Annotated in this window: 19 protein-coding genes; 13 read left to right on the plus strand and 6 right to left on the minus strand. The window is 37.4% G+C overall.

Going from position 1 to position 25,759, the window contains the following annotated elements; translation table 11 throughout:
• Window positions 1-5: 5 nt before the first annotated feature.
• Entirely contained in the window at window positions 6-1,433 is a 1,428-nt protein-coding gene (locus tag DF947_RS00105; protein ID WP_109927673.1) for a RagB/SusD family nutrient uptake outer membrane protein, read from the plus strand.
• A 24-nt stretch (window positions 1,434-1,457) separates the two neighbouring features.
• Window positions 1,458-2,723: a TlpA family protein disulfide reductase gene (locus DF947_RS00110; RefSeq protein WP_109927674.1), complete on the plus strand. Its 1,266-nt coding sequence runs from the start codon at window positions 1,458-1,460 to the stop codon at window positions 2,721-2,723.
• 149 nt (window positions 2,724-2,872) lie between these two features.
• Here the strand turns inward: DF947_RS00110 and DF947_RS00115 are convergent, their stop codons facing one another.
• From DF947_RS00115 to DF947_RS00130, 4 genes are all read right to left on the minus strand, one after another.
• Window positions 2,873-3,391, minus strand: a complete 519-nt coding sequence (locus DF947_RS00115; RefSeq protein ID WP_109927675.1) for a GNAT family N-acetyltransferase — start codon at window positions 3,389-3,391, stop codon at window positions 2,873-2,875.
• Between the two features lie 71 nt (window positions 3,392-3,462).
• The gene (locus DF947_RS00120; RefSeq protein ID WP_109927676.1) at window positions 3,463-3,852 is read right to left on the minus strand and encodes a VOC family protein; all 390 of its coding nucleotides are present in this window, start codon (window positions 3,850-3,852) and stop codon (window positions 3,463-3,465) included.
• Between the two features lie 207 nt (window positions 3,853-4,059).
• Window positions 4,060-4,842, minus strand: coding sequence for a response regulator transcription factor (locus tag DF947_RS00125; RefSeq protein ID WP_109927677.1), 783 nt, complete (start codon window positions 4,840-4,842; stop codon window positions 4,060-4,062).
• Complete coding sequence (locus tag DF947_RS00130) at window positions 4,827-8,003, minus strand: ligand-binding sensor domain-containing protein (protein WP_109927678.1); 3,177 nt, start codon at window positions 8,001-8,003, stop codon at window positions 4,827-4,829. Before DF947_RS00130 ends, DF947_RS00125 begins: the two co-directional genes overlap by 16 nt.
• Window positions 8,004-8,642: 639 nt before the next feature.
• Between DF947_RS00130 and DF947_RS00135 the strand changes: the two genes are divergently transcribed.
• The 8 genes from DF947_RS00135 (at window position 8,643) to msrA (ending at window position 18,700) form a co-directional block, all read left to right on the plus strand.
• Window positions 8,643-11,774: a SusC/RagA family TonB-linked outer membrane protein gene (locus DF947_RS00135; RefSeq protein ID WP_240615281.1), complete on the plus strand. Its 3,132-nt coding sequence runs from the start codon at window positions 8,643-8,645 to the stop codon at window positions 11,772-11,774.
• Window positions 11,775-11,793: 19 nt separating this feature from the next.
• A complete protein-coding gene (locus DF947_RS00140) occupies window positions 11,794-13,251 on the plus strand; it encodes a RagB/SusD family nutrient uptake outer membrane protein (RefSeq protein WP_240615282.1) in 1,458 nt (485 codons plus the stop codon).
• 38 nt (window positions 13,252-13,289) lie between these two features.
• On the plus strand, window positions 13,290-14,342 hold the full coding sequence (locus DF947_RS00145) for a glycoside hydrolase family 2 TIM barrel-domain containing protein (protein WP_109927679.1): 1,053 nt from the start codon (window positions 13,290-13,292) through the stop codon (window positions 14,340-14,342).
• Window positions 14,343-14,368: 26 nt separating this feature from the next.
• Window positions 14,369-16,084: an arylsulfatase gene (locus DF947_RS00150; RefSeq protein ID WP_109927680.1), complete on the plus strand. Its 1,716-nt coding sequence runs from the start codon at window positions 14,369-14,371 to the stop codon at window positions 16,082-16,084.
• A 132-nt stretch (window positions 16,085-16,216) separates the two neighbouring features.
• Window positions 16,217-17,080 (plus strand): sugar phosphate isomerase/epimerase family protein, encoded by an 864-nt coding sequence (locus DF947_RS00155; protein WP_109927681.1) that lies wholly within the window; start codon window positions 16,217-16,219, stop codon window positions 17,078-17,080.
• Window positions 17,081-17,169: 89 nt separating this feature from the next.
• Window positions 17,170-17,355, plus strand: a complete 186-nt coding sequence (locus DF947_RS00160; protein WP_109927682.1) for a hypothetical protein — start codon at window positions 17,170-17,172, stop codon at window positions 17,353-17,355.
• A 239-nt stretch (window positions 17,356-17,594) separates the two neighbouring features.
• On the plus strand, window positions 17,595-18,056 hold the full coding sequence (locus DF947_RS00165) for a PA2169 family four-helix-bundle protein (protein ID WP_109927683.1): 462 nt from the start codon (window positions 17,595-17,597) through the stop codon (window positions 18,054-18,056).
• Between the two features lie 152 nt (window positions 18,057-18,208).
• Window positions 18,209-18,700, plus strand: coding sequence for a peptide-methionine (S)-S-oxide reductase MsrA (msrA, locus tag DF947_RS00170; RefSeq protein WP_109927684.1), 492 nt, complete (start codon window positions 18,209-18,211; stop codon window positions 18,698-18,700).
• A gap of 160 nt (window positions 18,701-18,860) precedes the next feature.
• Here the strand turns inward: msrA and DF947_RS00175 are convergent, their stop codons facing one another.
• Window positions 18,861-19,091, minus strand: a complete 231-nt coding sequence (locus DF947_RS00175; RefSeq protein WP_109927685.1) for a hypothetical protein — start codon at window positions 19,089-19,091, stop codon at window positions 18,861-18,863.
• Between the two features lie 293 nt (window positions 19,092-19,384).
• Here DF947_RS00175 and DF947_RS00180 point away from each other — a divergent pair, with 293 nt between their 5' ends.
• Together DF947_RS00180 and cysM are read left to right on the plus strand one after the other, a co-directional pair.
• The gene (locus tag DF947_RS00180; protein ID WP_109927686.1) at window positions 19,385-20,197 is read left to right on the plus strand and encodes a serine O-acetyltransferase; all 813 of its coding nucleotides are present in this window, start codon (window positions 19,385-19,387) and stop codon (window positions 20,195-20,197) included.
• A gap of 7 nt (window positions 20,198-20,204) precedes the next feature.
• Window positions 20,205-21,077: a cysteine synthase CysM gene (gene cysM, locus DF947_RS00185; RefSeq protein ID WP_109927687.1), complete on the plus strand. Its 873-nt coding sequence runs from the start codon at window positions 20,205-20,207 to the stop codon at window positions 21,075-21,077.
• A gap of 188 nt (window positions 21,078-21,265) precedes the next feature.
• Here the strand turns inward: cysM and DF947_RS00190 are convergent, their stop codons facing one another.
• A complete protein-coding gene (locus tag DF947_RS00190) occupies window positions 21,266-22,360 on the minus strand; it encodes an AI-2E family transporter (RefSeq protein WP_109928455.1) in 1,095 nt (364 codons plus the stop codon).
• A gap of 138 nt (window positions 22,361-22,498) precedes the next feature.
• Between DF947_RS00190 and DF947_RS00195 the strand changes: the two genes are divergently transcribed.
• The gene (locus DF947_RS00195) at window positions 22,499-25,759 is read left to right on the plus strand and encodes a glycosyl hydrolase (RefSeq protein ID WP_109927688.1); all 3,261 of its coding nucleotides are present in this window, start codon (window positions 22,499-22,501) and stop codon (window positions 25,757-25,759) included.

Raw genomic sequence — 25,759 nt, forward strand, 5'->3', positions numbered from 1 at the left:
CTATTATGAAGATCAATCATATTTACAAAAAAATAAGCCTAAGCATTATCATGTTGGTATGTTTTAGCTTCTCTGGTTGCAAAAAGTTTGTAGACATTCCAGAACCTATTGATACCATTCCATCTGATTTGGTATTTACCAGCGATTCGAAAGCTGATGCCGCCGTACGCAATCTGTATCTGAACATGGTAGGCGGTGTAAACGCCGGTTTTGGCGGCGGATTGCAAATTGCCTTGGGCGTAAGTTCAGACGAGCTTACTGTTACCGTGGCCACCAACCAATTTAACGATTTTTTTATCCATACTGTAAATGCAGGCACAACAGCCAACGCCAATCAGTACAACCCATTATATTCGATTATTTATTCTTGCAATGCCATAATTGAAGGGATTACCAAGGCACCTGCGGGCATGACTGCAGCAGGCAAGGCTCGTTTTATGGGTGAAGCGAAGTTTATTCGTGCCGCGATGTATTTTTATTTAATTAATATGTACGGAGATGTACCAATGCCAACCACAACAGATTACGTAGCGAATAGCAATATCGCCAAAACGCCACTGGCTCAGGTTTATGAATTAATTATTAACGATTTAAAATTCGCTCAAACCAATTTACCAGCACCCTACTTAAATCCTACACAACGTTTTAGAGCAAATCGCTATTCGGCAAGTGCGTTATTATCAAGGGTATATTTGTATCGACAAGATTGGGTAAATGCCGAGTTAATGGCAACTGAAGTTATAGATGCGTTAAATGGTGCTAGTAAGTTTTACGATTTGGAAACCGATTTAAGTAAAACTTTCTTGATTGGAAGCAAGGAAGCTATTCTGCAAATGCCCCCAATATCGACCATTAACTATACTTATGAGGCTTTCTCTTTCATATCAACAGGTGTACCCAACTATCAGATTTCTGATGCGCTTTATGCAACATTTGAACCGGGAGATCTTCGGAAAACCAATTGGATTAAAACAAATACAATAACCACTGGAGGTGTACCCAAAGCCTATAATTTCCCCTTTAAATATAAGATCAACAGTGGTGCTGGAGGTGCGAAAACAGAAGGGACGGTATTCTTAAGGATCAGTGAGGTATATTTAAATCGGGCAGAAGCTAGGGCACAACAAAATAAATTAGCTTTGGCTATTTCAGATCTGGACGTTATAAGAGGCCGCTCGGGAATCACCAAAATTGCCATAACCAATCCTTCAATAAGTCAGGCCGACCTCTTAAGCACTTTGGCACACGAGCGTTTTGTAGAACTCTTTCAAGAATTTGGTCATCGCTGGCTGGATTTGAAGCGTACAGGTAAAGCAGATGAGGTGTTAAAAAATACACCCAATTGGAGACCAGAAGCCAAGCTTTTCCCTTTTCCGGCTAATGAAATTAAATATAATCCATCATTAATTCAAAATCCAGGTTACTCGAATTAATAATTAATTAATATAAAGATCATCATGATGAAAAATATAGTTTATCTTTTTTCTTTGTTTGCGTTACTTGCATTTAAAGGTTTTAGCCAAACAAAAACTGCAGATAGTGTGAAGAAACCGGTATATGTACCAAGTCCCGTTTTAAAGGGCTTTTATTTGGTTAAGGGAATTCCCGAACGGCTGGAAATTTACAACAATTCGCTGAAGCAATATCCCGACACTGGCAGGTCTGCTGGAATCGGTTATAATTATGCCCGGATTACCTTGGCAACAGATTATGCAGCACTAGGAGATTTTAAAACAGCGGAGAAGTGGGTAAATCTTACAGCCAAAGATTACCGGAATGACGCCATCCTACATGTAGCTGAACAGGCCACCAAAAACGGAAATTTTGAATACGCAGGTAAAACGCTGAAACCAATAATTGATAGTATTGGCCTGGCGGGATTAAAATCCAGAAAATCTTATGAAGCTTATAATGCCTTAGTAGTGGTTTATGCAAAAGTGCTTAAGCACAGTAATCAAAATAGTGAACTGGTTAAATATATTGGGCCATTATATTTAGGGAAAGGTAAGGTTATTTCTTCAGATCAGATGAGTCTGGTAATGACCAAGCCAGAAAATTATGATTTTCAATCCAATTTAATGTTTACATATGCCAATGCTTTGGCAGCAACAGGAAAAAGTGAATCTGCACTACAGATTTTAAGCTACATGAGCACAAGCGGTATGTATAGTTCTCCAGCTTTAAAAGAAACGATTTCAAAAATAACGGCAACATCACCAAACGGGAAAGCTTTCTATCAAAAGTTTACCGATTCACTTATTCAGGCTTCTACGAATAAACTTTTAGCTTTTGCTCAGTACAAAGTGGATGTTAATGGAAAGCCGATAGATTTTAAATCGTTAAAAGGAAAATATTTTCTTCTTGATTTTTGGGGAAGCTGGTGTGGACCATGTAGAGCAAGCCACCCACATTTAAAAGAACTTTACAACAAGTACAAAGGATCTGGATTCGAAATTGTGGGCATTGCTCAAGAATCTGGAAATAACTTGGTAATTGCCCGTTCAAAGTGGACGGAGGCTATTGCCAAAGACGGTTTGACATGGCTTCAGGTTTTGGATAATGAAAATATCAAAGCATTTAGTGCCGTTAACGAATTTGCTGTTACTGCATTCCCAACTAAAATACTTTTAGATAAGCAAGGTAATGTTATTGCAAAATATGTTGGAAATGGTGTAGGGGGCGAAGGATTTACGCAGAAACTGGCCGAGATTTTCGGAAAATAGAATTTATAATCTACCTAAAGAAAAATTCTACATCCTTATTCAAAAAGCAGTTCTTTAAAGAGCTGCTTTTTGTTCTTAAAGGCAATTCCATCATTCGCAACGGAATTTTTATCCCAAACCATAAATCAATTCAAAATTTTTCTAATTTTTTAAACCAGATCCTTTTTCATTGAGATTAATCTAATTGAAGCCTGTTTAGGTTCGCCGAAGCGGCCACTAATGTCTTCAAATGCAATTGATGTTCCGGTTGGCACATAACCATGGCGTTCATACCATGCTATGAGTTCTATGCGTGTACTTATAACGGTTATAGCGATGTGGCTGCACTTATTTTTTAATGCGAAAGCTTCTGCCTCAGTTAATAATAATTTACCGATGCCTTTGCCCTGTGATACTGGAGATACAGCAAACATGCCTAAATACAGCTCTGGCTTTTTTACTTCAAGATTAACAGTGCCTAAAATATGGCCATTATGATCGGTGTATTTTAATATGCTGATGTTGTTCTGCTTAAAATAACCGGCTAAACCAGGTTCATCAATTCGAATGCCACCTAAAATTTCTTCCTCGGTTGTCCAGCCTTTTTTAGATTCTTCGCCACGGTAAGCAGAATTGATTAATTTATTTAACGCAGGTATATCTGCTGTTGTTGCTTTGGTAATGGACATATTGTAGAACTCTAGGCCGCGAAAATAACAGAAATTATTGACGCTCTCCATCTAGCTCAGGAAAGATTTTTTTACTTCCATTTTAAAATGTTAAACTTATGACCATCAGGATCAGCAAAGGCACAGCCGTACATTCCCTGAAAACTTTCTGGCTGACTAAATACATTGCCACCTGCTTCTTTTACTTTTACCGCCCAATCATTTACTTCAGCTTCGGTTTCGGCAGAGATCGAAAACATCACCTCATTTCCTTGCTTTAAATCGGCCAATTCGCCCTTCATTCCATTTTTTAAACTATCTTCTTTAAAAAAATGAATCACAAAATCCTTTTCGCCAAATAAAAAGCTGGTTAATTCTTCGCTTTCTGGTCCAGTGTTTTTCTTAAAGCCAAGCTTGCTGTAAAAAGCCTCGGTTTTCTTTACATCTTTAACACCTAAATTTGCCCAAATTTGTACTTTCATATCTGTAAATTTTATTTTGTTACAATAATATAGAACGCTACCGCTTTTAAGTTATTGGATATCAAAAAGCTTGACCTTAGTTTTAAACGTAGTTGTTCATCACAAATTTCTATAAAATATCTATACAGTGTAGGTGGCATTAGCGCCAAGTTGTGGGTGTAAAGATGACAAGTAATTGATCGGATTTTATACGAAAAAAATTTATCGCTATGCGTTTTTTAATTGCGAGGCATATTCTAACGGATTGATACCGAAGTACTTTAAAAAGTTTTTTCCAAAAATACTTTGCGAGTTATACCCAACCATCTGAGCTACCTCAAAAAGCTTTAAGTCGCTTTCTGCAATTAATTTGGCTGCCTTTTTTAGGCGAACTATATTGACAAGATCCTTGGGTGTAACATCAGAAATTGCCTTCACTTTGCGGTAAAAGGTGGGGCGACTCATATTCATGTGATAAGCCAATTGATCGATTTCTAAATTTGTGTCTTTTATGTTTAGGTGAATGTATTCTTCTACCTTTTTCATAAACATTTCATCTGTTTTAAGATGTGTAGTAATCCAGCTATCTTCAAAAGGCGTGCTGGCAAAATGTTCTCTAACTTTGAATCGGTTTTTTAAAAGATTGGCCACCTGAAGTAAAAGGAATTCGGGAGAAAAAGGTTTTTGAACGTAAGCATCTGCACCAACTTCCAAACCAGCAATTTGTGCCTGATAGGTATTTTTAGATGTTAAAAGTATTAGCGGGATGTGGCAATAATCGATATCTGATTTTATTTGCTGGCAAAATTCAAAACCATCAATTCCGGGCATCATAATGTCGCTAATAATCAAATCGATAACATTGTTCTTTAATATGGCTGAAGCCTGTTCTGCATCTTCGGCCGTAACCACATCATAGCCATCGCTAAAAATCTCCGTCAAAAAATCGAGTATGTCTTCACTGTCATCAATGATTAAGATTAGATCGGTTTTTGTTAAATTTTTTTCCACTTGCTTAAATTAAACTCGATTGAGTGGTGAATAGGCAATGTTAATTCAAATATATTTAATCCATTTTGGTATTCGGCTAAAATTAGCGTACCGCTGTGCAATTCTGCCAAAGATCTGGCAATTGGCAAACCAATACCCGTTCCGGGTTTATCTATATTTCTGCTCATTCGGTAAAATGGCTCAAAAATTTTCTCCCTTAACTCTTTAGGGATGGGATCGCCATCATTCGCAAACTGAATTATAAATGCATCCGTACCTTCTAAACCTGGCAATAGTTCAATTATGATTTTAGAGCGAGCATATTTGAGGGCATTTGAAAGGAGGTTGCTAATTATTTTTGTAAATGCTTCATAATCCACAAATGCTATCAAGCTCGTTTTAGGGAAATTCAGTTCCAGCTTAATGTGCTTTTTTTCAATTTCTGGTTTAAAGGCAGTAACCTCCTGTCTTAAAACCTGAGTGATGTTGAGCTTAACAAAGCTTAGCCCGAATTGATCAATTTCTGTTTTTCTGAAATCAAGTAACTGAGCGGTGAGCGCAAGTAGCCTGTTGGTATTTTTATCAATCATCTGCAAGCTTCTTTTAATAGCGGGCACTTCATCTATACGATCGAGAATACGCTCTACCGGTCCTTTAATTAAGGTTAATGGGGTTTGAATTTCGTGGGTAATGTTGGTAAAAAACTCAATTTTGGCCTGATAAATTTCCCTATCCTTTTCAAATTCAAAAAGCTGAAGTTTTCTCTGATTTTTGGATTCAAGCATTTTACGGTAATAGTTGGCCGAAAGGTAAAACGTGAGCAGAATAAGCAGGATGTAAAATAGATAAGCATAACTGCTTTTCCAAAATGGAGGGTGTATCTGAATAACCAACTTGCGAATCTTGCTTTCCCAACCTCCCGCGTTATCAGTGGCTTTAACCATAAAGGTGTAAGTCCCTGGCGCTAAATCAGTAAAATAGGCTTTTTGATTATTCTTTAAATTTGTCCAACCATCGGTGCCTACGCCAGCCATGCGATAATAGTAATCTATGGTTTTGGGTGAGGGATAACTGAAAGCAGCAAACTCGATATTGAAGCTCGATTGGTTATAATTTAAACTCACCGTATCGGTATAAAGAATAGACTGCGCAAGTACAGCATTTTTTTGACCCGGAATCACTTCTTCATTATTAACCTGAAACGCCGTTAGATAAAATGGGGGAGCAGTTGATTTTACTAAAATATCAGCAGGATTAAAGGAGATAAGTCCTTGAACAGTACCAAAATACATCTTTCCATTAACGTCTTTATAGGCCGAATTGTAATTAAACTGATCGGTAATTAAGCCATTTGCCTTGGTAAATACCTTGATTTTTTTAGTGTATAAGTTTAAGCAAATCAACCCTTTAAGTGAGCTGATCCATAAATTGTGTGCATCATCTTCGAGCATTCTAAAAAGATAATTGCTTGGCAAACCATTGCCAGTGGTAATTTTTGCAATTTTTTTTCGATCTGGATCTATGCTAATTAAACCGCTACCTTCACTAGCCAACCATAAAAAATGGTTACTGTCTTCTAAAATACCCTGAATTTGATAGTCGAAACCATTTCCCTTATTAAATTTAATATTGCCTTTTAAGCCGCTTTTTGGGTTATAATAAAACACACCGTTTTGCAAACTGCCAACCCAAATTGTGCCATTATGATCTTCGAATATGGCGTAGATATTGGAGTTTTCAGGGATAAAATTAAGCCGCTTAAAATTGTCCTTCTTTTCATCGTACTCAAAAAGTCCACCATGAATGGTACCGATTAAAATTTTCTTATCAGAAGTTTGATAAATAGACATCACAAAATCGCTTGTGAAGCCATCGCCAGAATCTATAACACCGTGTCTTTTTATAATTTTACCGGTTTTTAGATCCATAACATCCAAACCGTGCACAAAAGGACCAATGTAAAGCTTATTTTTTGTGGCAAAAAGGCCATGAATGTTTGGGTAAGAAAGGCTATTGGCAAGCCCGGTTGTGGTAAACTGTGTAAATTTCCCTGTGTTAAGATCAAGCCGATTTAAACCTGCATCTTCGGTACCGATCCAGATATTTTTGTTATCATAACTGCAAATTTCTCTAACAGCATTACCAGATATGGAATTTGTTCCCTTAATGTTGGTGTATTTGGCAAACTTGACGTTTTCTGGCGAAAGGTAATTCAAACCGCCGAAAAAAGTACCCGCCCAATATCCATTTTCCTTATCTTTTAATAAACAATATACCGCATTATCAGAAAGTGAATACCGATTGCTCGGAACTTTCTCCAGCTGTGTAAATTCTTGTGTTTTAAGATTATATACATATATTCCAGCTTCTGTAGCTACCCAGTAATTTTCTTGTTCTGCGGATATGATGTCTCTCACATAAATATCCGTATTATCTTTATTTTTAGATAAGAGCGCTTTAATTTTCCTGGTAACGGGACTATAAGTGAGCAAACCGTGTTTGGTGGTGCCAATTAAAATCTGATCCTGCAATATCAAAACCTTGCTGATAAGTTTTTGGTTATATGGCAGATTTTTATCCAGTACCTGGATGATGTTTGAAACGCTGTTTTTTTCTGGATCAAACTTGAAGATTTCACCATCATGATTTCCAATCCACAGTTTACCGTCAGCATCAAATACCATTGAATTTCCGTTAATGCCAGGGAAATAGGTGAGGTGTTTTTTTAATTGATTATATCTGCAGAGCGTATTGCTTTTCAAAAACCAAATGTTATTGGCCGTATCAACCTTAATCTGTTCTATTCCATCGGCAACATCAAAGGGAATCTGAAAGAAAACTTCATGAACAGGATCAAAGCGTAAAATGCCACGGCCCGTTCCAATCCAGATCATTCCATTTTTATCCTCACTTAAGGAGTTAATAAAATTGTTTCCAATGGTACCATAGCTGTTGTTGCTATTAAAGTACGATCTGAAATTATGCCCGTTAAAAGAATTTAAGCCCCCTTTTGTACCTACCCAAATCATTCCCTTACGATCTTGCAGTAAACTGATTATGGTATTGTGCGATAAGCCCTCATCTACCTGATAGTGCCGAAAGTAATAGGGCTGAGCGATTGCTGGCCCAATGGCAAACAGTAAAAGAATAAAAAGAAAAATTCTGGTCTGAAGGCGGCTCATAGTTGGTATCCAAAGTTAAAAAATCGATGATGAGTTGCAAGTCTCCTTTAGAGAATTTGATTCTGTTGGAATGTTAAAAAGCTTATAAACCAACTTAGAATATCAGAATGAAAGATAAGCATTCAGTTTTGAGACAAATCCGCTAAAGATTGATCAGAATGTAATACACCAATTGTTTTTATTTGATTGATCAAATATTACTTTGATTAACCTACAACCAAATATTAAACGTTATGAAAAAAAAATTACAAAAGAAGCTTCTTGATGAGCTCCAATCTGGTGGCGTAGACTTTTGCTCTACAAAAAAAAGAGAGACCTAATTTCCTGAAATTACTTTCGGTTTTAAGCTTAAAGCAAAAATGAAATATTCTAAGATAAATGGTTTCTGATAAAAAAAACTACAAAAACTATAGACTTTGTATTGTTTTTATATATTTGCGCCTCAATCCTTATTTTATGAATACAATTTACACTTCTAAGTCGGCAACTTTTTACGCTTTATATCCAAAATTAAGCTGTTGTTGTACCAGCTAAAAACCAAATTAATCTTAATTAATTAAATTCTTATTGCCATGTATGTAGCAACGAACAATTGTTGGTGCTATTTACTTTACCTAAATCCCTTAACCATCATTAAAAATGAAAGAAAAAATGAAAACTCGAAAGTTTGATTTTTCGAAAATGGTATTCAAATTTCCGCTTGCAAACAAAAACCAGCTGTTTAAATTGCTTGGGTTACTGTTAATTTTATGTGGCAGTTTATCTAACGCAGTTTATGCCCAAACCTCGCGTGTAACAGGTACTGTAAAAGACGAAAAAGGAGAAACCATAGTTGGTGCTACTGTAAAAGTTAAAAACCAACCCATAGTAGTTAGTACAAATGCCTCTGGAACCTTCGCAATCGATGCAGCTTCGAATGCTGTTTTGCAAGTCAGTTTTGTTGGCTACAAAAACATTGAAATTGAACTAAATAAAAGAACCAACGTAAATATTATTTTAGAACCAGAAGCCGGGAATTTAGATGATGTTGTGGTTGTGGGTTATGGTACCGTTCGTAAAAGCGACTTAACAGGTTCAGTAACATCATTAAAAGCCAGCGACCTTACAAAAGGGGCTAATGTGAATGTTCAACAGGCCTTAGTCGGTAGATCTTCTGGTGTTCAGATTTATCAAAAAAGCGGCGAACCAGGCGCAGCCATGAGCGTGCAAATTCGAGGCATTACTTCAATAACTGGTAACAATAGTCCGCTTTATGTAATTGATGGTCTACCAGTTAACGATGCATCAGCAATAGGCGGATCAGCTCCAGGCGGAACAACCAATAATCCAAATCTTCGCTCTGCGATGAACAATTTAAACCCATCGGATATTGCCTCTATAGAAATTTTGAAAGATGCTTCGGCCACAGCAATTTATGGATCGAGGGGTGCAAATGGCGTAGTAATTATCACAACGAAAAAAGGCGACACCGGAAAATTGAAGGTAAACTATAATGGTTCTGTTGGTACACAAAAGGCCACACGTTTATTAACCTTTATGACTGGCGATGAATATACGCAGGCCATTAACGGAATTATTGATTTGGGAAATTTATCTACAACCAGAGTTACAGGTGCAAATGCCAATACCGATTGGCAATCTTTGTTGCTAAAAACGGCCTCGCTCCAAAGTCATGATGTTTCCTTTTCTGGAGGTGGTGGCAATACCAAGTTTTACATTTCAGCTGGATTGTACGATCAGGATGGGATTATGTTAAATTCTGGTAATAAGAGATACAGTGGCCGTGTAAATGTAGAGCACTCGGTGGCGCAAAAATATGCAGTGGGCATTAGCTTGGAATCATCTTATAGCAGAGATAATTACAATGCTACAGGTGTAGGTTTAAATGATAATGCGAGCGCATTGTATATGGCTCAAAATTACGATCCAACTGCTGCACCTTATACTGCAACTGGCGGTTACAATCGTTCGGCATTAATGAATCCGATGGATAATCCCCTTGCCGTAATTAATGGCCAATATGGAATGGGCGATACCTACAGAACAATTGGAAATATTTATGCAGAGTATTATTTTATTCCTTCTTTATCGGCTAAGGTTAGGGCAGGTGCTGATGTGAACGATAGCGAGCGTTATTTCTGGATTGATCCAACTACTTTAACCGGAGCCTCGTACAATGGTTATGCTGATGTTCGCGATGGCAAGCGTGCCTATTATTTGGGTGAAGCCACTTTGAATTTTAATAAAACCTTTGGCGATCACAGCATCGCTGCCGTAGCAGGTTCTACTTATGAGCGTTACACTTCGAGCGCATTGATTGGAAGCTCAAGGTCTTTTGCATTGCCAGATTTAGCTTATGATGGTTTGGGAACAGGCGATAATACCTTAAATGGGGTAAGCAATAGCCGACAAGAAAATATTCTAGTTTCATTTTTGGGCCGGGTTAATTATGCTTATAAAGGAAAATATTTATTAACGGCATCACTAAGAGCCGATGGTTCTGCAAGGTTCGGGCCGAACAAGAGATTTGGGTATTTCCCATCGGCTGCAGTAGCCTGGAAAATCCATGATGAAGATTTCTTAAAAGACAACAAAATTTTAAGCGACTTAAAGTTAAGAGTAAGTTATGGTGCCACAGGAAATCAGCCCAATGCCAACTATATTTATTTCAGTACCTATTCTGCAGGTAGAAATGCCATTTTTGGCGGAACGAGATACAGCTCTTTAAATCCTACAAGGAGCGCCAATCCAGATTTACAGTGGGAATCGGCCAATCAAGTAGATTTGGGTTTAGATTTCGGTCTATTTACCTCAAGAGTAACTGGAAGTATCGAATATTATAACCGTAAAACATCAGATTTACTGTATGATATTCCACAGGCGGCCAGTACAGGTTTTGGTTCACAAACCCAAAACGTAGGCAGTATGCGCAATACAGGTGTTGAATTCTCGTTAAAGGGATCAATTTTAAACAGAAAAGATTTTACCATTGATGCAGGTTTTAACATTACCACCCTTAAAAATCAAATTTTAAGCCTTGGCGATTTAAGCCAGGTAATTTATGGAGGTGTAGGTTCTATAGGAGCACTGGGAATTTTAAAACCAGGTGAATCAATTGGTTCTTATTATGGATATATTGTTGATGGCGTTTGGCAAACAGGCGATAATTTTTCAACAGCTCAAGCTGGCGTTCGCCCTGGTGACTTAAAATATCGCGATTTAGATGGCAACAAAATTATCGATGCTAACGACCGTACCATTATTGGTAAATCGATGCCAGATCTTTATTATGGTTTTAATGCAAGTTTTGGATATAAAATTGTTAGCCTAGATGTATTTTTAGAAGGATCACATGGTGCAAAACTGTTAAACAGCAGTTTGGTTGATGCCCTTTATCCTGTAGATCTTCGTAGAAATAAATTAGCGGAGCCCTATTTAAACCGTTGGACACCAACTAATCCAACAAATGATTATCCATCCTTCCTGCCAAACGATGTTCAGGGCCAAAGACAGGTAAACACCAGAACGGTAGAAGATGCCTCGTATTTGAGATTACAGGCAGTGAGATTAACCGTTAAAGTTCCACTTCCCAAAAACAAATTTGTAAGCAACTTATCGGTATTTGCAAATGGATCTAACTTATACACCTGGACTAAATATTCTGGATCAGACCCTGCAGCGAACTCATTGGGAGATAACATTCAGAAGGTAGATTACAACTCTTACCCACTTTCTAGAACATACACTTTCGGGATAAATCTTCAGCTTTAAAATTTAAAAATTGATTGACATGAAAAGAATATTCACATATATATTATTATCGGGAATGGTGGTATCGATTACTTCGTGCGAAAAATCGCTAGAGGTATCTCCAAATTCGGAATTCTCTCCAGATAATGTTTTAACCTCTGATGCAGGTATAAAGTCGCTATTATTTAGTGCCTATGCACAGGCGCAAACCCAAACCAATTCACGCTGGGTAATTAATGGTGCAGAAATGAGTACCGATGTTGGCTATGATACAGGTGGCGCTGAAAATGGTGGTTTACTTACACTCATTAACTACACCTGGGATCCAACAACAGGAACATTTTTTGATGACCTTTGGGCACCAAACTACAGAGCCATTCGCGATGCCAATAATGTGATCCAAAACATTGCTGCGGTAAACACGACTGATGCCAATAAAAAATTATATACTGCCGAGGCAAGAGTGATAAGGGGACAAGCCTATGCGATTCTTTACAACAATTTTGGTCCCGTGCCATTAAGAACTCCAGAAACACAAACGGGCGCTTTAGCTAAAGCAACTAACCAGCAGATGTTAGATTTTATCGAAGCCGATATTACCTCGTCGATTCCTGATTTGCCAAATCCCGGAGCGGAGGTTGCCTTTGGCAGATACAACAAGGGTGTGGCTTACGCAATTTTGGCCAAATTTTATTTAAATACAAAACAATGGCAAAAAGCTGCTGATGCGGCAAAGGCTGTAATCGACTTTAACTATTACTCTTTATTTCCTTCATTTGAAGGCTTGTTTAGAGTTGAAAATGAGCGAAATAAAGAAATTATTTTAGCCTTGCAATGCCGTCCTGAAGATCCGTTTGGAAACTGGTTTCAGGCAGGTGCTTTACCGCCAGCATATAAAAGCAGTCCGCAGTTTCCAAACTATGTTTACACAGCATCGATGTCGAATTTCGCTACGATGTATCGCTTAAGAACAGCATTTACAAACACATTTGCTCCAACAGATAAGCGTCTTTCTTTAATCTGCACAAGCTATGTAAACACAAGCAATGCAACAGTCGATTTATCGACAGGAGACAATGCCAGAAGTTTCAAATACTGGGATAATGCAACTGTAGGAAATAACAGCGGAACGGATGTGCCTGTTTTGCGTTATGCAGATATTTTGCTAACCCGTGCCGAAGCCTTGAACGAAGTAACAGGGCCAACAATTGAGAATATAGGTTTGCTTAATCAAGTAAGAACAAGAGCGGGAATTGTTAGCCTTACTTTGACAGATTTGGCATCTAAAGATTTATTTAGAGATGCCATATTAAGAGAAAGAGGATGGGAGTTTGTATCCGAAGGTAAACGCCGAGAGGATTTAATCCGTCAAGGAAAATTAATAAGCAATGCTGTTGCAAGAGGCATTACCAATGCAAAAGACCATCGGATTTTATTTCCAATACCGCAATCTGAATTAGATGCAAATAAACTTTGCACACAGAACCCTGGGTATTAAAACGTTTTAGTTACATTAGCAACAATAGATAATACATTATGAGATACCTACTTATTTTAATTACGTGCTTGAGCATTAGCACTTCCTTTGCGCAGAGCAGATGGACAACCGAACAGGCAAATGCCTGGTACAAAAAACAACCTTGGATGACGGGCTGTAATTATCAACCGGCATCAGCCATTAACCAATTGGAAATGTTTCAGGCCGCTACTTTCGATCCAAACCAGATTGATAAGGAATTGGGATGGGCACAGGAACTGGGCTTTAATACCATGCGGGTATTTCTTCATCACGTAGCCTGGACATCCGATAAAGAAGGTTTCAAAAAAAGATTGGATAACTATTTAGACATTTCTTCCAAACACAATATTAAAACCATCCTTGTTTTTTTTGATGATTGCTGGAACGATAAATATGCCCCGGGAAAACAGCCAGAGCCAAAAATTGGAGTACACAATAGCGGTTGGCTACGCGATCCTGGAACAGATATTAGAAATAATCCAGACAGTTTGAAAATGCTTGAGGCTTATGTAAAGGATATTATTACGGTGCATAAGGATGATAAACGAGTAGCCATGTGGGATTTGTATAATGAGCCAGGAAATAACGGTTATGTTGATAAAAGTTTAAATTTATTGAAACGGGTTTTTGCCTGGGCCAAAGCTGTAAATCCAAGTCAGCCCCTTACAGCAGGTGTTTGGAATTATGGCAATAACTTTGAAAACCTCAACAAATTTCAGTTGGAGAATTCTGATGTGATTACCTATCACCATTACGGTTATATCGATCGTCATCAGGCTAAAATCGCTGAGTTGAAAGTTTATAAAAGACCTTTAGTGTGTACTGAATATATGGCCAGAAGAAACGGAAGTTTGTTTCAAACCATTTTACCGATGTTAAAAGCAGAAAACGTTGGTGCCATTAACTGGGGATTTGTATCGGGAAAAACCAATACAATTTATGCTTGGGATACGCCAATGCCGGGTGGAAAAGAGCCCGAATTGTGGTTTCACGATATCTATAAGCAAGATAAAACACCTTTTAGCGAAAACGAAGTGAAAACCATCAAAGCGCTAAACGGTAAAAAATAAAATCTTTTAACATATATCTATTAAAAATGAAATCGAAAAAACTATTCCTCTCCTTAGCCGTCGTCTCTGGATCGGCGTTGATATTTTTGAGTGCTTTTGACAAAAATCCAAAGAAAACCAAAGTGGAAATAAAGCCAGAAAGACCAAATATTGTAGTCATTTTGGCCGATGACATGGGTTTTTCAGATGCCGGTTGTTATGGTGGCGAAATTAATACGCCCAATCTAGATTTTTTAGCAAACAATGGTTTACGTTATAAGGAGTTTTACAATACTTCTAGATGTTGTCCAACTAGAGCATCTCTGCTTACCGGCTTATATAACCAACAAGCGGGAATTGGCAAAATGACTGAAGCCGAAGATGAGCCTGGCTATTTAGGCCGCCTTGCGGATAATACGGTAACCATTGCCGAAGTGTTAAAGACTGCTGGTTACAATACGGCGATGTCTGGGAAGTGGCATGTATCCAATACCTTTGTGCAGAAAGATCCGAAGGAGCAGTTGGAATGGTTAAATCATAAAAAGGATTTCGGCGATTTTTCTCCAATAAGCCAATATCCAACAAGCCGCGGTTTTGATCAGTTTTTTGGGACCATCTGGGGCGTTGTAGATTTTTTCGATCCATTTAGTTTAGTGAGCGGAACAAAACCGATTAAAACGGTTCCGAAAGATTATTACCAAACCGACGCGATTAACGATACCGCTGTAGCTTATATAAATTCATGGAAGAAAATCAATAAACCCTTCTTTTTATATGTAGCTCAAAATGCACCACACTGGCCTTTGCAGGCAAAACCAGAAGATATTGCAAAATATAAAGACACGTATAAAGGTGGCTGGGATGTGATTAGAGAGGCGAGATACAAGAAAATGGTTAAGCTTGGTCTTATCGATTCGAATACAACAAAATTGTCGAAGCCACTGGGCCGTACCACTACTTGGGAGAACAATCCGGATAAGATTTGGGATGCAGAAGCAATGGCTGTACACGCGGCCATGATTGATAGAATGGATCAAGGAATCGGTCGGATTATTGATGCTTTACGCAAAACCGGAAAGCTAGATAATACCATTATTATTTTCTTATCGGATAATGGAGCAAGTCCAGAAAATGCAGCTGCTTACGGTCCAGGATTTGATCGTCCAAGCGAGACCCGAACAGGATCTCCGATTGTTTATGCCACTAAAAAACAGGCCATGCCAGGCCCGCAAACTACCTACAGTTCTATCGGACGCATTTGGGCAAATGTTGCCAACACACCATATCAATATGCTAAGGCAGAATCTTTTGAAGGTGGTATTCATACCCCAATGATTGCTTATTGGCCTCAAGGCATAAAAGCCAAAAAAGGAAGTTATAGCAATCAACGCGGACATGTAATGGATTTTATGAAAACCTTTGTTGAATTGGCTGGAGCAAAATATCCGACTACCTTTAAAGGGAAAAGCATTCTTCCGACTTCGGGCGTAAGTTTAGTTCCATCCTTAAAGGGTAAAGAGAGTGCTGGGCATGCCACACTTTTCAACGAACATTTCGGTGCCCGTTATGCCAGATCCGGGAACTGGAAATTGGTTTCGTTAAGTAATGACACCACTTGGCATTTGTTCGATTTATCAAAAGATAAAGCAGAAACAATCGATGTGGCCAAACAAAACCCAGCAAAAGTTAAAGAATTGGAAGGACTTTGGAGAAGCTGGGCAAATACAAATCAGGTATTTCCTAAACCAGGGCGTTCGAAATAGTATTACAGAGATACTTTTTAAATGCTTTTATTATTAAAAGGAGCGAGCAATCGCTCCTTTTAATTTTTATAAAACAATTTTTATAAGTTTGGTAATAATTGTTTAGGCCAGAGATCATTTCTATTTAACCTTATGAAAATTAGCACTTTAATTTTTTGTTTCTTAATTTCTTTTTTAAGCTTAACCGCAAATGGCCAATCGCTTCCACAGCTTGGTGTTGCAACAAGTTTAGATCAAGATAGCCTTGCCTATTCTGCAGGCTTTAGAATGATTACCGAATCGGCACAGAAAATACTTTCTCCCAATTTAACAGATGAAGAATTTCAAACCCATTTAAAAAAGATAAAATCTGCAAAATGTAAGGTAATGACCTGCAATCTCTTTTTTCCGGGCAACATAAAAATCGCCGGACCAGCCGTAGATGAAGACCAGGTGTTAACCTATGCTGATGTTTTACTTTCCAGAGCAAAACAAGCAGGGGTGAAGTTTATAGTTTTAGGAAGCTCAAATTCAAGAAGAATTCCAGATGGTTATGATTTGGTTAAAGCAAAATCAGACTTTGTTAAATTGTGTTATAAGTTAGGGCAATTGGCTAAAAAACATCAGGTTACAATTGTGCTAGAAAATTTAGAAACCACAGAAACCAATTTTATTACCTCACTAAAATCGGCAGCAGAAATTGTAAGAATAGTCAATCATCCTAATTTCAGACTTAATGTGGATGTATTTCATATGATGCGTGAAGGCGAATCGCCTGATGAGATTAAAGCAGCAGGAAACTTAGTTGCTTTTTGCGAAGTAGCAGAGAAACAAAAGCGCACTTTCCCAGGAGTTAATGGAGATGATTTTAAACCTTATTTAAGCGTTCTGAAAAAAATAAATTATAAGGGTTTTATTTTTATTGAGGGGAGCACAACAAATATTTCAGTAGATCTGCCACTTTCTTTTAAATACTTATCTGGCCAAATCGCTGAGGTTTACAAGCAGAAAAAATAAGAATGAAATAATTATCGTAAATAATTTCTTTCATTAATCTTAATTATTTTAAACATTTTCTTTTTGAGCTTGTTCATTTTAAAAGCACAATGAAAATGGACTTCCAGAACGACAGCAATTTTAATCATACAGAGGCCAACTTAAATGCTCAAAGTGTAAATCTAGATTTTAGCAAACTAGAAAAAGGCATTAATGAAATTAGTTTATCTTTTTGGGAAGAAATTAACAATGAGACGCAGTTGAATGATGTGCCTTTGTGGAGAATGTGGCGTTAAATAAAATAATTGAATTTTTTAAAAACAATTGGATCAGAGATCCGTTTATAAGATAGTTTGTTTGGTTTAGTTTTATCGGTGGATACTTATAAAACATTCAATATAGCCTCATAGTAATATGAGGCTTTCTCATTTTAAGCCATTCTCATAATCCAATCGGCAGATAATCAAATACTTTAAAATATTCTAAACTTTTAACCCAAAAATGTTGTTCATAATCTAAACATCAAAAATACATTATGGAAAATACAGAGAAAACAGTAGCAGTTTTAAATGATCTTATCGAGATCAATAATGACAGAGCAGATGGGTTTGATAAAGCTGCAAAAGATTTAAGTGAAGAAAACATTGATCTAAAAGCGGTATTTGAAAAATTCTCTTCTGAAAGCAGAACCAATGTTACAGAATTGGCTGGATTAGTAGGTAGAAATGGTGAGAATCCAGATACAGGAAACACCATTTTAGGAAGCTTACATAGAGCTTGGATAGATATTAAAGCAAGTTTTGGTGGCGATGACCGCCATAGTATTTTAGCAGAATGCGAACGTGGAGAAGATGCAATTAAAAAAGCATATAGAGAAGCGCTTCAAGAAAACGAGCTTGGGGAAAACATTAGAGAAGTTCTTTTGGGCCAACAACAAGGTATAAATGCAAGTCATGATGCCATTAAAGCTTTAAGAGACGCCCAGGCAGCGCTATAATCACTTCAAATAATTTTAAACCGTTTATGTTCAATCATAAACGGTTTTTTATTTTATGGCCCTCTACTGGGCGATTTTTACTTTTGGATTATCCATAATCCTTGTCATTTAGAATGGAGCACTGTACCTTTATTTAATCAAATTTAATATATATGAACACTGAAAAAGCCATTTTAGCAGGCGGTTGCTTTTGGGGAGTAGAAGAACTGATTCGCCACTACCCGGGCGTAACCTCAACTGTTGTGGGTTACACGGGTGGAGATGTTCCAAACGCAACATACCGAAATCATGGAACGCATGCTGAAGGTATAGAAATAACTTTCGATCCATCTCTACTTTCTTACCGCAAGTTACTTGAATATTTTTTCCAGATTCATGATCCAACAACTAGAAACAGACAAGGAAATGATGTTGGAACTTCTTACCGTTCTGCAATTTTTTATTTAAATGAAGCACAGCAAGAAACGGCTAATCAATTGATAGATGAAATGAATGCATCTGGTGTTTGGCCAGGGAAAATAGTAACAGAAGTTGTTCCTGCCGGTGATTTTTGGAATGCGGAAGAAGAACATCAAGATTATTTACAGAAAAATCCTTACGGATACACCTGTCATTTCGAACGACCAGATTGGAAAATGAGTTAAATCTTTAATGCCAGTTCAAAATATATAGAATGGTGTATCATAAATCATTTTCCTATAGATTTTTGTCAAATTGAGCTTGTCGAAATGCTTTAAGTACAATTCGACAAGCTCAGGATGATAATTCTTATTATGATACAGCCTTTTTTATTTTGTAAGCTGATTAAAACGGTTCAGCGTAAAAGGTTTCGAGATTTGTACATCTATAGCCAACCTCATTAAAAAGAGAAATTACCTCTTCGTTTTTATTGGTATTGGAATCAATTCTTAAGATCTTATCAGAATCCAATAAATCTATATTCCAAATAATTTCTGAGATGCGTGCATTTAAATAAGAAGCAATTTTTTGCAACTCATTTTCGGAGTGGATGTTTGTTTTAAAAATAGAAATCATAATTTTTGTTCTCTTGGTTTAATAATGGTTTTACATTGTTAAAACTTTAAGGTTTTTAGGGTAGACGAATGAGTCTGAATATTACTTTAAAAAAAAACATTTTATTTAATGATTTCGGAAAATGAAATTAAACGTGAATTTAAGCAGAGCCTGATGTAAAAAATTCATTAAAAATCTTTTGTTAATAATTCGCAATTTTCCTGTCCAGATACCATGTGTTTTGTCTGATTTAAAAAACAAAAGCTAACTTTAAGGGCTTTAATTTTGAAGAAGAGCAGTACAGAACAAATTTTATGGAGGATCAATTTTTAAATTATCTTTTTGATAAGCCGAACCGAAAGGTCAGCATTCCATCAAATGAAATTATTTCAGAATGGGCAAAAAAGGTAGTGCACTTTCTTTTTCCTGAAAGCTCTGGTAAAATATTTGCCAGTGCCGAAGAATTAAAAAAATATGCCATTGAACTTGAGCATGATTTGTTCGGAATTATTTCAAAAAGCTGCGAATTGCAACACACCGATTGTAAGGAAACATCAATGCGGTTCTTTGATCAATTGCCAGAACTCTACCGAATTTTAAATACAGATATTACAGCCATTTACGAAGGAGATCCGGCCGCGGTAAGTAGATTTGAAGTGGTTAGATCTTACCCAGGTTTTTATGCCATTTGTTTTTATCGCATTGCTCATCTGCTTTTCAATCTTGGTATTCCAATTATTCCCCGCATACTAACCGAGCATGCACATTCCAGAACCGGTGTCGATATTCATCCTGCGGCAATAATTGGCGAATATTTTTATATCGATCACGGAACAGGCATTGTAATCGGCGAAACAGCTGTAATTGGCCAGTACGTTAAACTTTATCAAGGCGTAACACTTGGTGCGCTAAGTGTGCGTAAGGTTTTGGCAGGTGTAAAGCGTCATCCAACAGTGGGAGATCGGGTTGTAATTTATTCTGGAGCAACGATTTTAGGCGGAGAAACCGTAATTGGTCATGACAGCATAATTGGCGGCAATGTTTGGTTAACCGAAAGTATCGAACCATTCTCTACAGCTTATCATTCTCCTATAATAAACATTCGAAACACGAAACAAACCAGTTAAAAACTTTATGGCGCACCTAATAGATCTCATCGGAAATACTCCAATGGCCGAACTGGAAAAACTTAATCCAAATCCCGCAGTTAAAATATTTGCAAAACTTGAAGGCAACAATCCCGGCGGAAGTGTAAAGGATCGGGCTTCGCTGAATATGATTCGGAGTGCCTTGGAACGTGGAGAAATTAAGCCGGGTACCAAATTGGTAGAGGCAACAAGTGGAAACACCGGGATTGCCTTAGCCATGATTGCCAGTTTATTTGGATTGGAAATTGAGCTTGTGATGCCAGCAAATTCTACCCGAGAACGGAAAGTAACCATGGAGGCTTTTGGGGCTAAGGTAACTTTGTTGGAAAGCATAGAAATATGTAGAGACTATGCTGAGGAGAAAGGTGCAAGGAATGGTTATTTCCTACTTAATCAATTTTCAAACCCTGATAATTATCTTGCACATTATAAAACCACTGGACCAGAAATTTGGCGGGATACCGAACAAAATATCACACATTTTGTAAGTTCTATGGGTACAACGGGCACCATTATGGGCTGTTCCCGCTTTTTAAAGGAACAAAATCAAGCCATTCAAATTGTGGGTTGCCAGCCAACGGAAGGATCATCTATTCCGGGCATTAGACGATGGCCAGAAGAATATTTACCTAAAATATTCGAACCAGAAAGGGTAGACCGGGTTATGGATATAACGGAAAATGAAGCGGTAGAAATGGCCCGTAAACTTGCAAGAAAAGAGGGTATTTTCGGTGGAATGAGTACAGGTGGTGCTTGTGCTGCCGCAATTAAACTGGCAAAAGAAATAGATAAGGGTATTATCGTTTTTATTGCCTGCGATCGCGGAGATCGTTATTTAAGCAGTGATCTTTTTGGATAAATGCAATTAGCCAAAAATTAAGGTATCAATTTATAAAGATTAAAAAGAAATACATTTCCTCCAATTTTCTGGCTAAAAGAAATGTGTCTTTTGTGGTGAGATTTTACCACAAAAGACACAAAAGAAAAAATAGTTTTTCGAGTCAAAAATATTTATGATAATCGAACATTAGCAAATAATTTCCTTGATTATTCTACAATAGGTTTTACCGTTTTTCGCCTCAGTCTTTTTAATTGCCCCATATGTTCTGTCGGAATATTATCTCCCAAAAGCTTGCCCCAAGGTTTTAAGCCATCAATTCTATCGAAAATAATTTTAAGCACCGCTATAAACGGTATGGAAAGAAACATACCTGGAACGCCCCAAAGTGCGGCACCCAGCAAAACAATTACAATAGAAATTAAAGCGTTTATCTGAACCTTTGATGATACAATTCTGGGAACAAGAATGTTATTGTCAATAAACTGAATTAATGCATAAGCGCCTATAATTAACAATTGGGTACTAAATCCATCCTGGGTTAAAGTAGCCATTAATACAGGTAAAGCTATTGCTATGATACCGCCAATGTATGGTAACAAGTTTAAAATTGCACCAATTACTCCAATAAGAATGGCATTTGGCACGCCTAAAGCAAGCAATGCAACAGAATTAAGTACAGCAACTATTGATGTTTCAATTAGAAGGCCAACTATATAACTTTGTATTGCAGCCTTCGTTTCAGCAAGAATTTCGCCTACCTTTTTCTGGTTTTCTTCTGAGAAAACTTCATATAAAAAATTTAAAATCAATGTTTTATACAACATGATTAAAAATGTATAAACAGGAATTAAGAATACAACGCTGAGCACACCAAGAACGCCATTTAGTGTTTGTCCAATTACAGCTTTACTTCCGTTTGCAGCTTCGTTAAGCATTTGTACCTGTTTGCTCGAACTAATTCCGAAAGTCTTTTCTAGCCATTGCTGGATAATATGAAGAAGTTCGGAAAACTTCTGCTTCATGGCATCTACATTATCAAAAAAGTGTGCAATTTGAGAAGAAAGAAAATACATCAATCCCATCACAATTAAAAGCGCTATTAGCATGCTAATAATAATGCTTATAATTTTAGGAATTTTACGCTCTAGCCTATTCGATAAGGGATTAAGCAGAATTGCAATTAACGCTGCGAAGGCTAGAGGCACCAAAATATCGCGGAGCACGCTAAGCATAAACACTGTAATTACCAGTCCCAGTAATATAACTGGGGCCTTAATGTAGAAAGGGTATTTTTTAATCATTTCAAGATATTTCATACCCTAACAAAAAATAACCTGCAATGTTCTACATTCATCATTATATTAATCTTTTATTCGCAACTTTAACAATCAGAATCAAATCAGAATTTAGCCGATCATCTCACCGAACAAATATTTAATATGAAAAGAAAACCAATCCATTTCTATAAAAACATAATTGGTATAACCTTTTTGATCATCATTTTAATATCTTGTAAGGTTCAATTGGTTAATCAAGCATCAAAAACTAGCCTCTCGGCAATTCAAAATGTTTTTTCTAACAGCACGGATACCGTTCAAACCAGTATTTATTGGTATTGGATGTCTGATAATATTTCGAAGGATGGTGTTGTAAAAGATCTTCAGGCCATGAAAAGTGTTGGTATTAATCGGGCTTTTATAGGCAATATCGGATACCCAACCACCCCTTATGGCAAAGTGAAAATTTTCTCAGCAGAGTGGTGGGATATTTTACATACGGCATTAAAAACAGCTTCCGAACTAAATATAGAAATCGGGATTTTCAACAGCCCAGGCTGGAGCCAGTCTGGGGGGCCTTGGGTTAAGCCAGAGCAGTCTATGCGTTACCTTAGCTCATCCGAAACAATTATAACCGGAGGGAAGCAGGTAAGTGTTCAGTTGCCTAAGCCCAACAAAATTTTTGAAGATGTCAAAACCATTGCCTATCAGGTTCCTAAATTTTATGGCGATCGTTTAAGCGAAAAAAACACAAGGGTTACAAGCGCTCTATCGGTAGGCCAATTGAATAAATTAGTTGATGGCGATACCATAAACGATTTGATTTTTCCAGTTGATAAAACGTTTTATATAGATTTTAATGCTGAAAAGCCCATTACTGCTCGGAGTTTAATCATTTATCCAGCTCATTTTACCATGACTGCAGATGCTGAAATTTTAGCTCTTATTGATGGAAAATATACCTCCATAAGAAAGTTCTCCATTGATAGAAGAAATGATAATCTGAATGTTGGTTTTGCGCCCTATGGTCCGATAGCGATTTCTTTACCTGAAACTGAATCAAAAAGTTTTAAGCTGGTGATAAGCAACGCCTCATCTAGATTTGGAATTTCAGAGGTAGAGATCTCACCATCTCTTAGAATAGAATATTTTACAGAAAAAACACTTGCGAAAATGTTTCAATCGCCATTGCCATATTGGAACGAATATCAATGGGGTCCGCAACCTAAAGTTTCAGATCAAGCTTTGCTAATTAAACCAGAAAGCGTTTTAGATCTTTCTAAATATTTAACGGTTGACGGACAATTAAATTGGAATGCTCCAGCTGGAGATTGGATCGTGTTAAGAATGGGTATGACAACGACAGGTGTAACCAATGGACCAGCATCAAAAGAAGCCACCGGACTTGAAGTTGATAAAATGAGTAAAAAGCATGTAGAAAGCCATTTTAATAGTTTTCTTGGAGAAATTATAAAACGGATTCCAGCAGAAGATAGAAAAACGTGGAAGGTTGCCGTTCAGGATAGCTATGAAACTGGCGGACAAAACTGGACGGATGGAATGGCAGAAAATTTTAAGAAGAATTATGGCTATGATCCCTTGCCATACTTGCCAACTTTATCTGGTAAAGTAGTTGGAAGCCCTGAAATTTCAGATCGATTTTTATGGGATTTACGTCGGTTAATTGCAGACCGCGTGGCTTATGATTATGTTGGCGGTTTAAAGGCTGTCAGCCATAAATATGGTTTACATACTTGGTTAGAAAATTATGGTCACTGGGGTTTTCCGGGAGAATTCTTGCAATATGGAGGTCAATCTGACGAAATTGGTGGCGAATTTTGGAGTGAGGGAGAACTTGGAAATATAGAGAACAGGGCGGCCTCTTCTGCTGCCCACATTTACGGTAAAACAAAAGTTTCTGCAGAATCTTTTACAGCGGGGGGCAGGCCTTATGTGCGTTATCCGGGATTTATAAAACAACGTGGCGACCGCTTTTTTACCGAAGGCATAAACAATACGCTTTTACATGTTTACATAGAGCAACCTACTGATGAGCTCGTTCCTGGAATTAACGCCAACTTTAGCACTGAATTTAATCGCCACAATACCTGGTTTAGTTATCTTGATCTTTTTACGGCTTATTTAAAACGCTGTAATTACTTATTGCAGCAAGGTAAATATGTTGCAGATGTTGCGTATTTTATTGGAGAAGATGCACCAAAAATGACAGGTGTTTGTGATCCCGCGCTCCCGGCTGGATATTCTTTTGACTATATAAATGCAGAAGTTCTTAAAAATCGGGTCACCGTAAAAAATGGAAGACTATTCTTACCAGATGGAATGAATTATGGTTTGTTGGTATTGCCAAAATTGGAAACGATGAGACCAGAACTTTTAAAAAAGATCATGAAACTGGTTGGACAGGGAGCGCATGTTTTTGGTCCACCACCCTCAAGGTCGCCAAGTTTGCAAAATTTTGGCCACGCTGATCAAGAAGTTTTGAAAATGGCAAAAGAGCTTTGGGGAAATAGCAACGCTAACAGTGAATCACAGCATCAATACGGTAAAGGAACGGTATCGCAAGGAACATCTCTTCAGCCTGTATTAAGTTCATTGAATTTACAGCCAGATTTTATAGTAAAACCAAATGATCCAGTTTTATTTATTCATCGGAAACTGCCTGATGGTGATTGCTACTTCATTAGCAATCAGAGTAAAAATCCAATTTCAATTAATCCACAATTTAGAATTGAAGGCCATATACCTGAAGTTTGGGATCCCATTACAGGAGAAGTTCAAGGCTTGCCTGAATTTAAAACAATCAATGGCTTAACCTCAGTACCTTTAAAATTAGAAGGTTTACAAAGTGTTTTTGTAGTTTTTAAAGAAGGTATAATAAAACAACCGGCAGAAATAACCGAGGTTCCTGTAGAACATACACTTTTAAGAATATCTACGCCATGGACGGTAGAATTCGAAAAAAATAGGCGAGGACCAGCCGAACCAGTTCAATTTGATACCTTAACAGATTGGACGGAAAACGCTCGCACAGACATAAAATATTTTTCTGGGACGGCAACGTATCGTAACGCATTCACATCAGAATCTCCAAAACTTAAAGAACATGTTTTTTTAAATCTTGGTGAGGTAAATGTTATTGCCAAAGTAAAGATAAATGGAGTTTATGTTGGTGGCGCTTGGACAAATCCCTGGCGTGTTGAGATTACTAAAGCCCTTAAATCTGGCATTAACACTGTAGAAATTAGTGTGGCAAATACATGGGTTAACCGACTTATCGGCGATAGCAAATTACCAGAAAAAGAACGCAAAACGTGGACAAACGATAACCCTTACAAACCAGATAGTAAGCTTGAACCTTCTGGATTGAAAGGCCCAGTTTCAATTAGTTCGATTACTTATTAG

The sequence above is a fragment of the Pedobacter paludis genome, assembly GCF_003173575.1.
Taxonomy (GTDB): Bacteria; Bacteroidota; Bacteroidia; order Sphingobacteriales; family Sphingobacteriaceae; genus Pedobacter; species Pedobacter paludis.

Coding starts and splice junctions, on each gene's coding strand:
- DF947_RS00160 (WP_109927682.1), top strand. CDS start 17,170: ATGAAAATGGACTTCCAGAACGACAGCAATTTTAATCATACAGAGGCC.
- DF947_RS00175 (WP_109927685.1), bottom strand. CDS start 19,091: ATGATTTCTATTTTTAAAACAAACATCCACTCCGAAAATGAGTTGCAA.
- DF947_RS00180 (WP_109927686.1), top strand. CDS start 19,385: ATGGAGGATCAATTTTTAAATTATCTTTTTGATAAGCCGAACCGAAAG.
- DF947_RS00145 (WP_109927679.1), top strand. CDS start 13,290: ATGAGATACCTACTTATTTTAATTACGTGCTTGAGCATTAGCACTTCC.
- DF947_RS00135 (WP_240615281.1), top strand. CDS start 8,643: ATGAAAGAAAAAATGAAAACTCGAAAGTTTGATTTTTCGAAAATGGTA.
- DF947_RS00110 (WP_109927674.1), top strand. CDS start 1,458: ATGATGAAAAATATAGTTTATCTTTTTTCTTTGTTTGCGTTACTTGCA.
- DF947_RS00195 (WP_109927688.1), top strand. CDS start 22,499: ATGAAAAGAAAACCAATCCATTTCTATAAAAACATAATTGGTATAACC.
- DF947_RS00190 (WP_109928455.1), bottom strand. CDS start 22,360: ATGATTAAAAAATACCCTTTCTACATTAAGGCCCCAGTTATATTACTG.
- DF947_RS00165 (WP_109927683.1), top strand. CDS start 17,595: ATGGAAAATACAGAGAAAACAGTAGCAGTTTTAAATGATCTTATCGAG.
- DF947_RS00155 (WP_109927681.1), top strand. CDS start 16,217: ATGAAAATTAGCACTTTAATTTTTTGTTTCTTAATTTCTTTTTTAAGC.
- DF947_RS00120 (WP_109927676.1), bottom strand. CDS start 3,852: ATGAAAGTACAAATTTGGGCAAATTTAGGTGTTAAAGATGTAAAGAAA.
- cysM (WP_109927687.1), top strand. CDS start 20,205: ATGGCGCACCTAATAGATCTCATCGGAAATACTCCAATGGCCGAACTG.
- DF947_RS00105 (WP_109927673.1), top strand. CDS start 6: ATGAAGATCAATCATATTTACAAAAAAATAAGCCTAAGCATTATCATG.
- DF947_RS00130 (WP_109927678.1), bottom strand. CDS start 8,003: ATGAGCCGCCTTCAGACCAGAATTTTTCTTTTTATTCTTTTACTGTTT.
- DF947_RS00150 (WP_109927680.1), top strand. CDS start 14,369: ATGAAATCGAAAAAACTATTCCTCTCCTTAGCCGTCGTCTCTGGATCG.
- DF947_RS00115 (WP_109927675.1), bottom strand. CDS start 3,391: ATGTCCATTACCAAAGCAACAACAGCAGATATACCTGCGTTAAATAAA.
- msrA (WP_109927684.1), top strand. CDS start 18,209: ATGAACACTGAAAAAGCCATTTTAGCAGGCGGTTGCTTTTGGGGAGTA.
- DF947_RS00140 (WP_240615282.1), top strand. CDS start 11,794: ATGAAAAGAATATTCACATATATATTATTATCGGGAATGGTGGTATCG.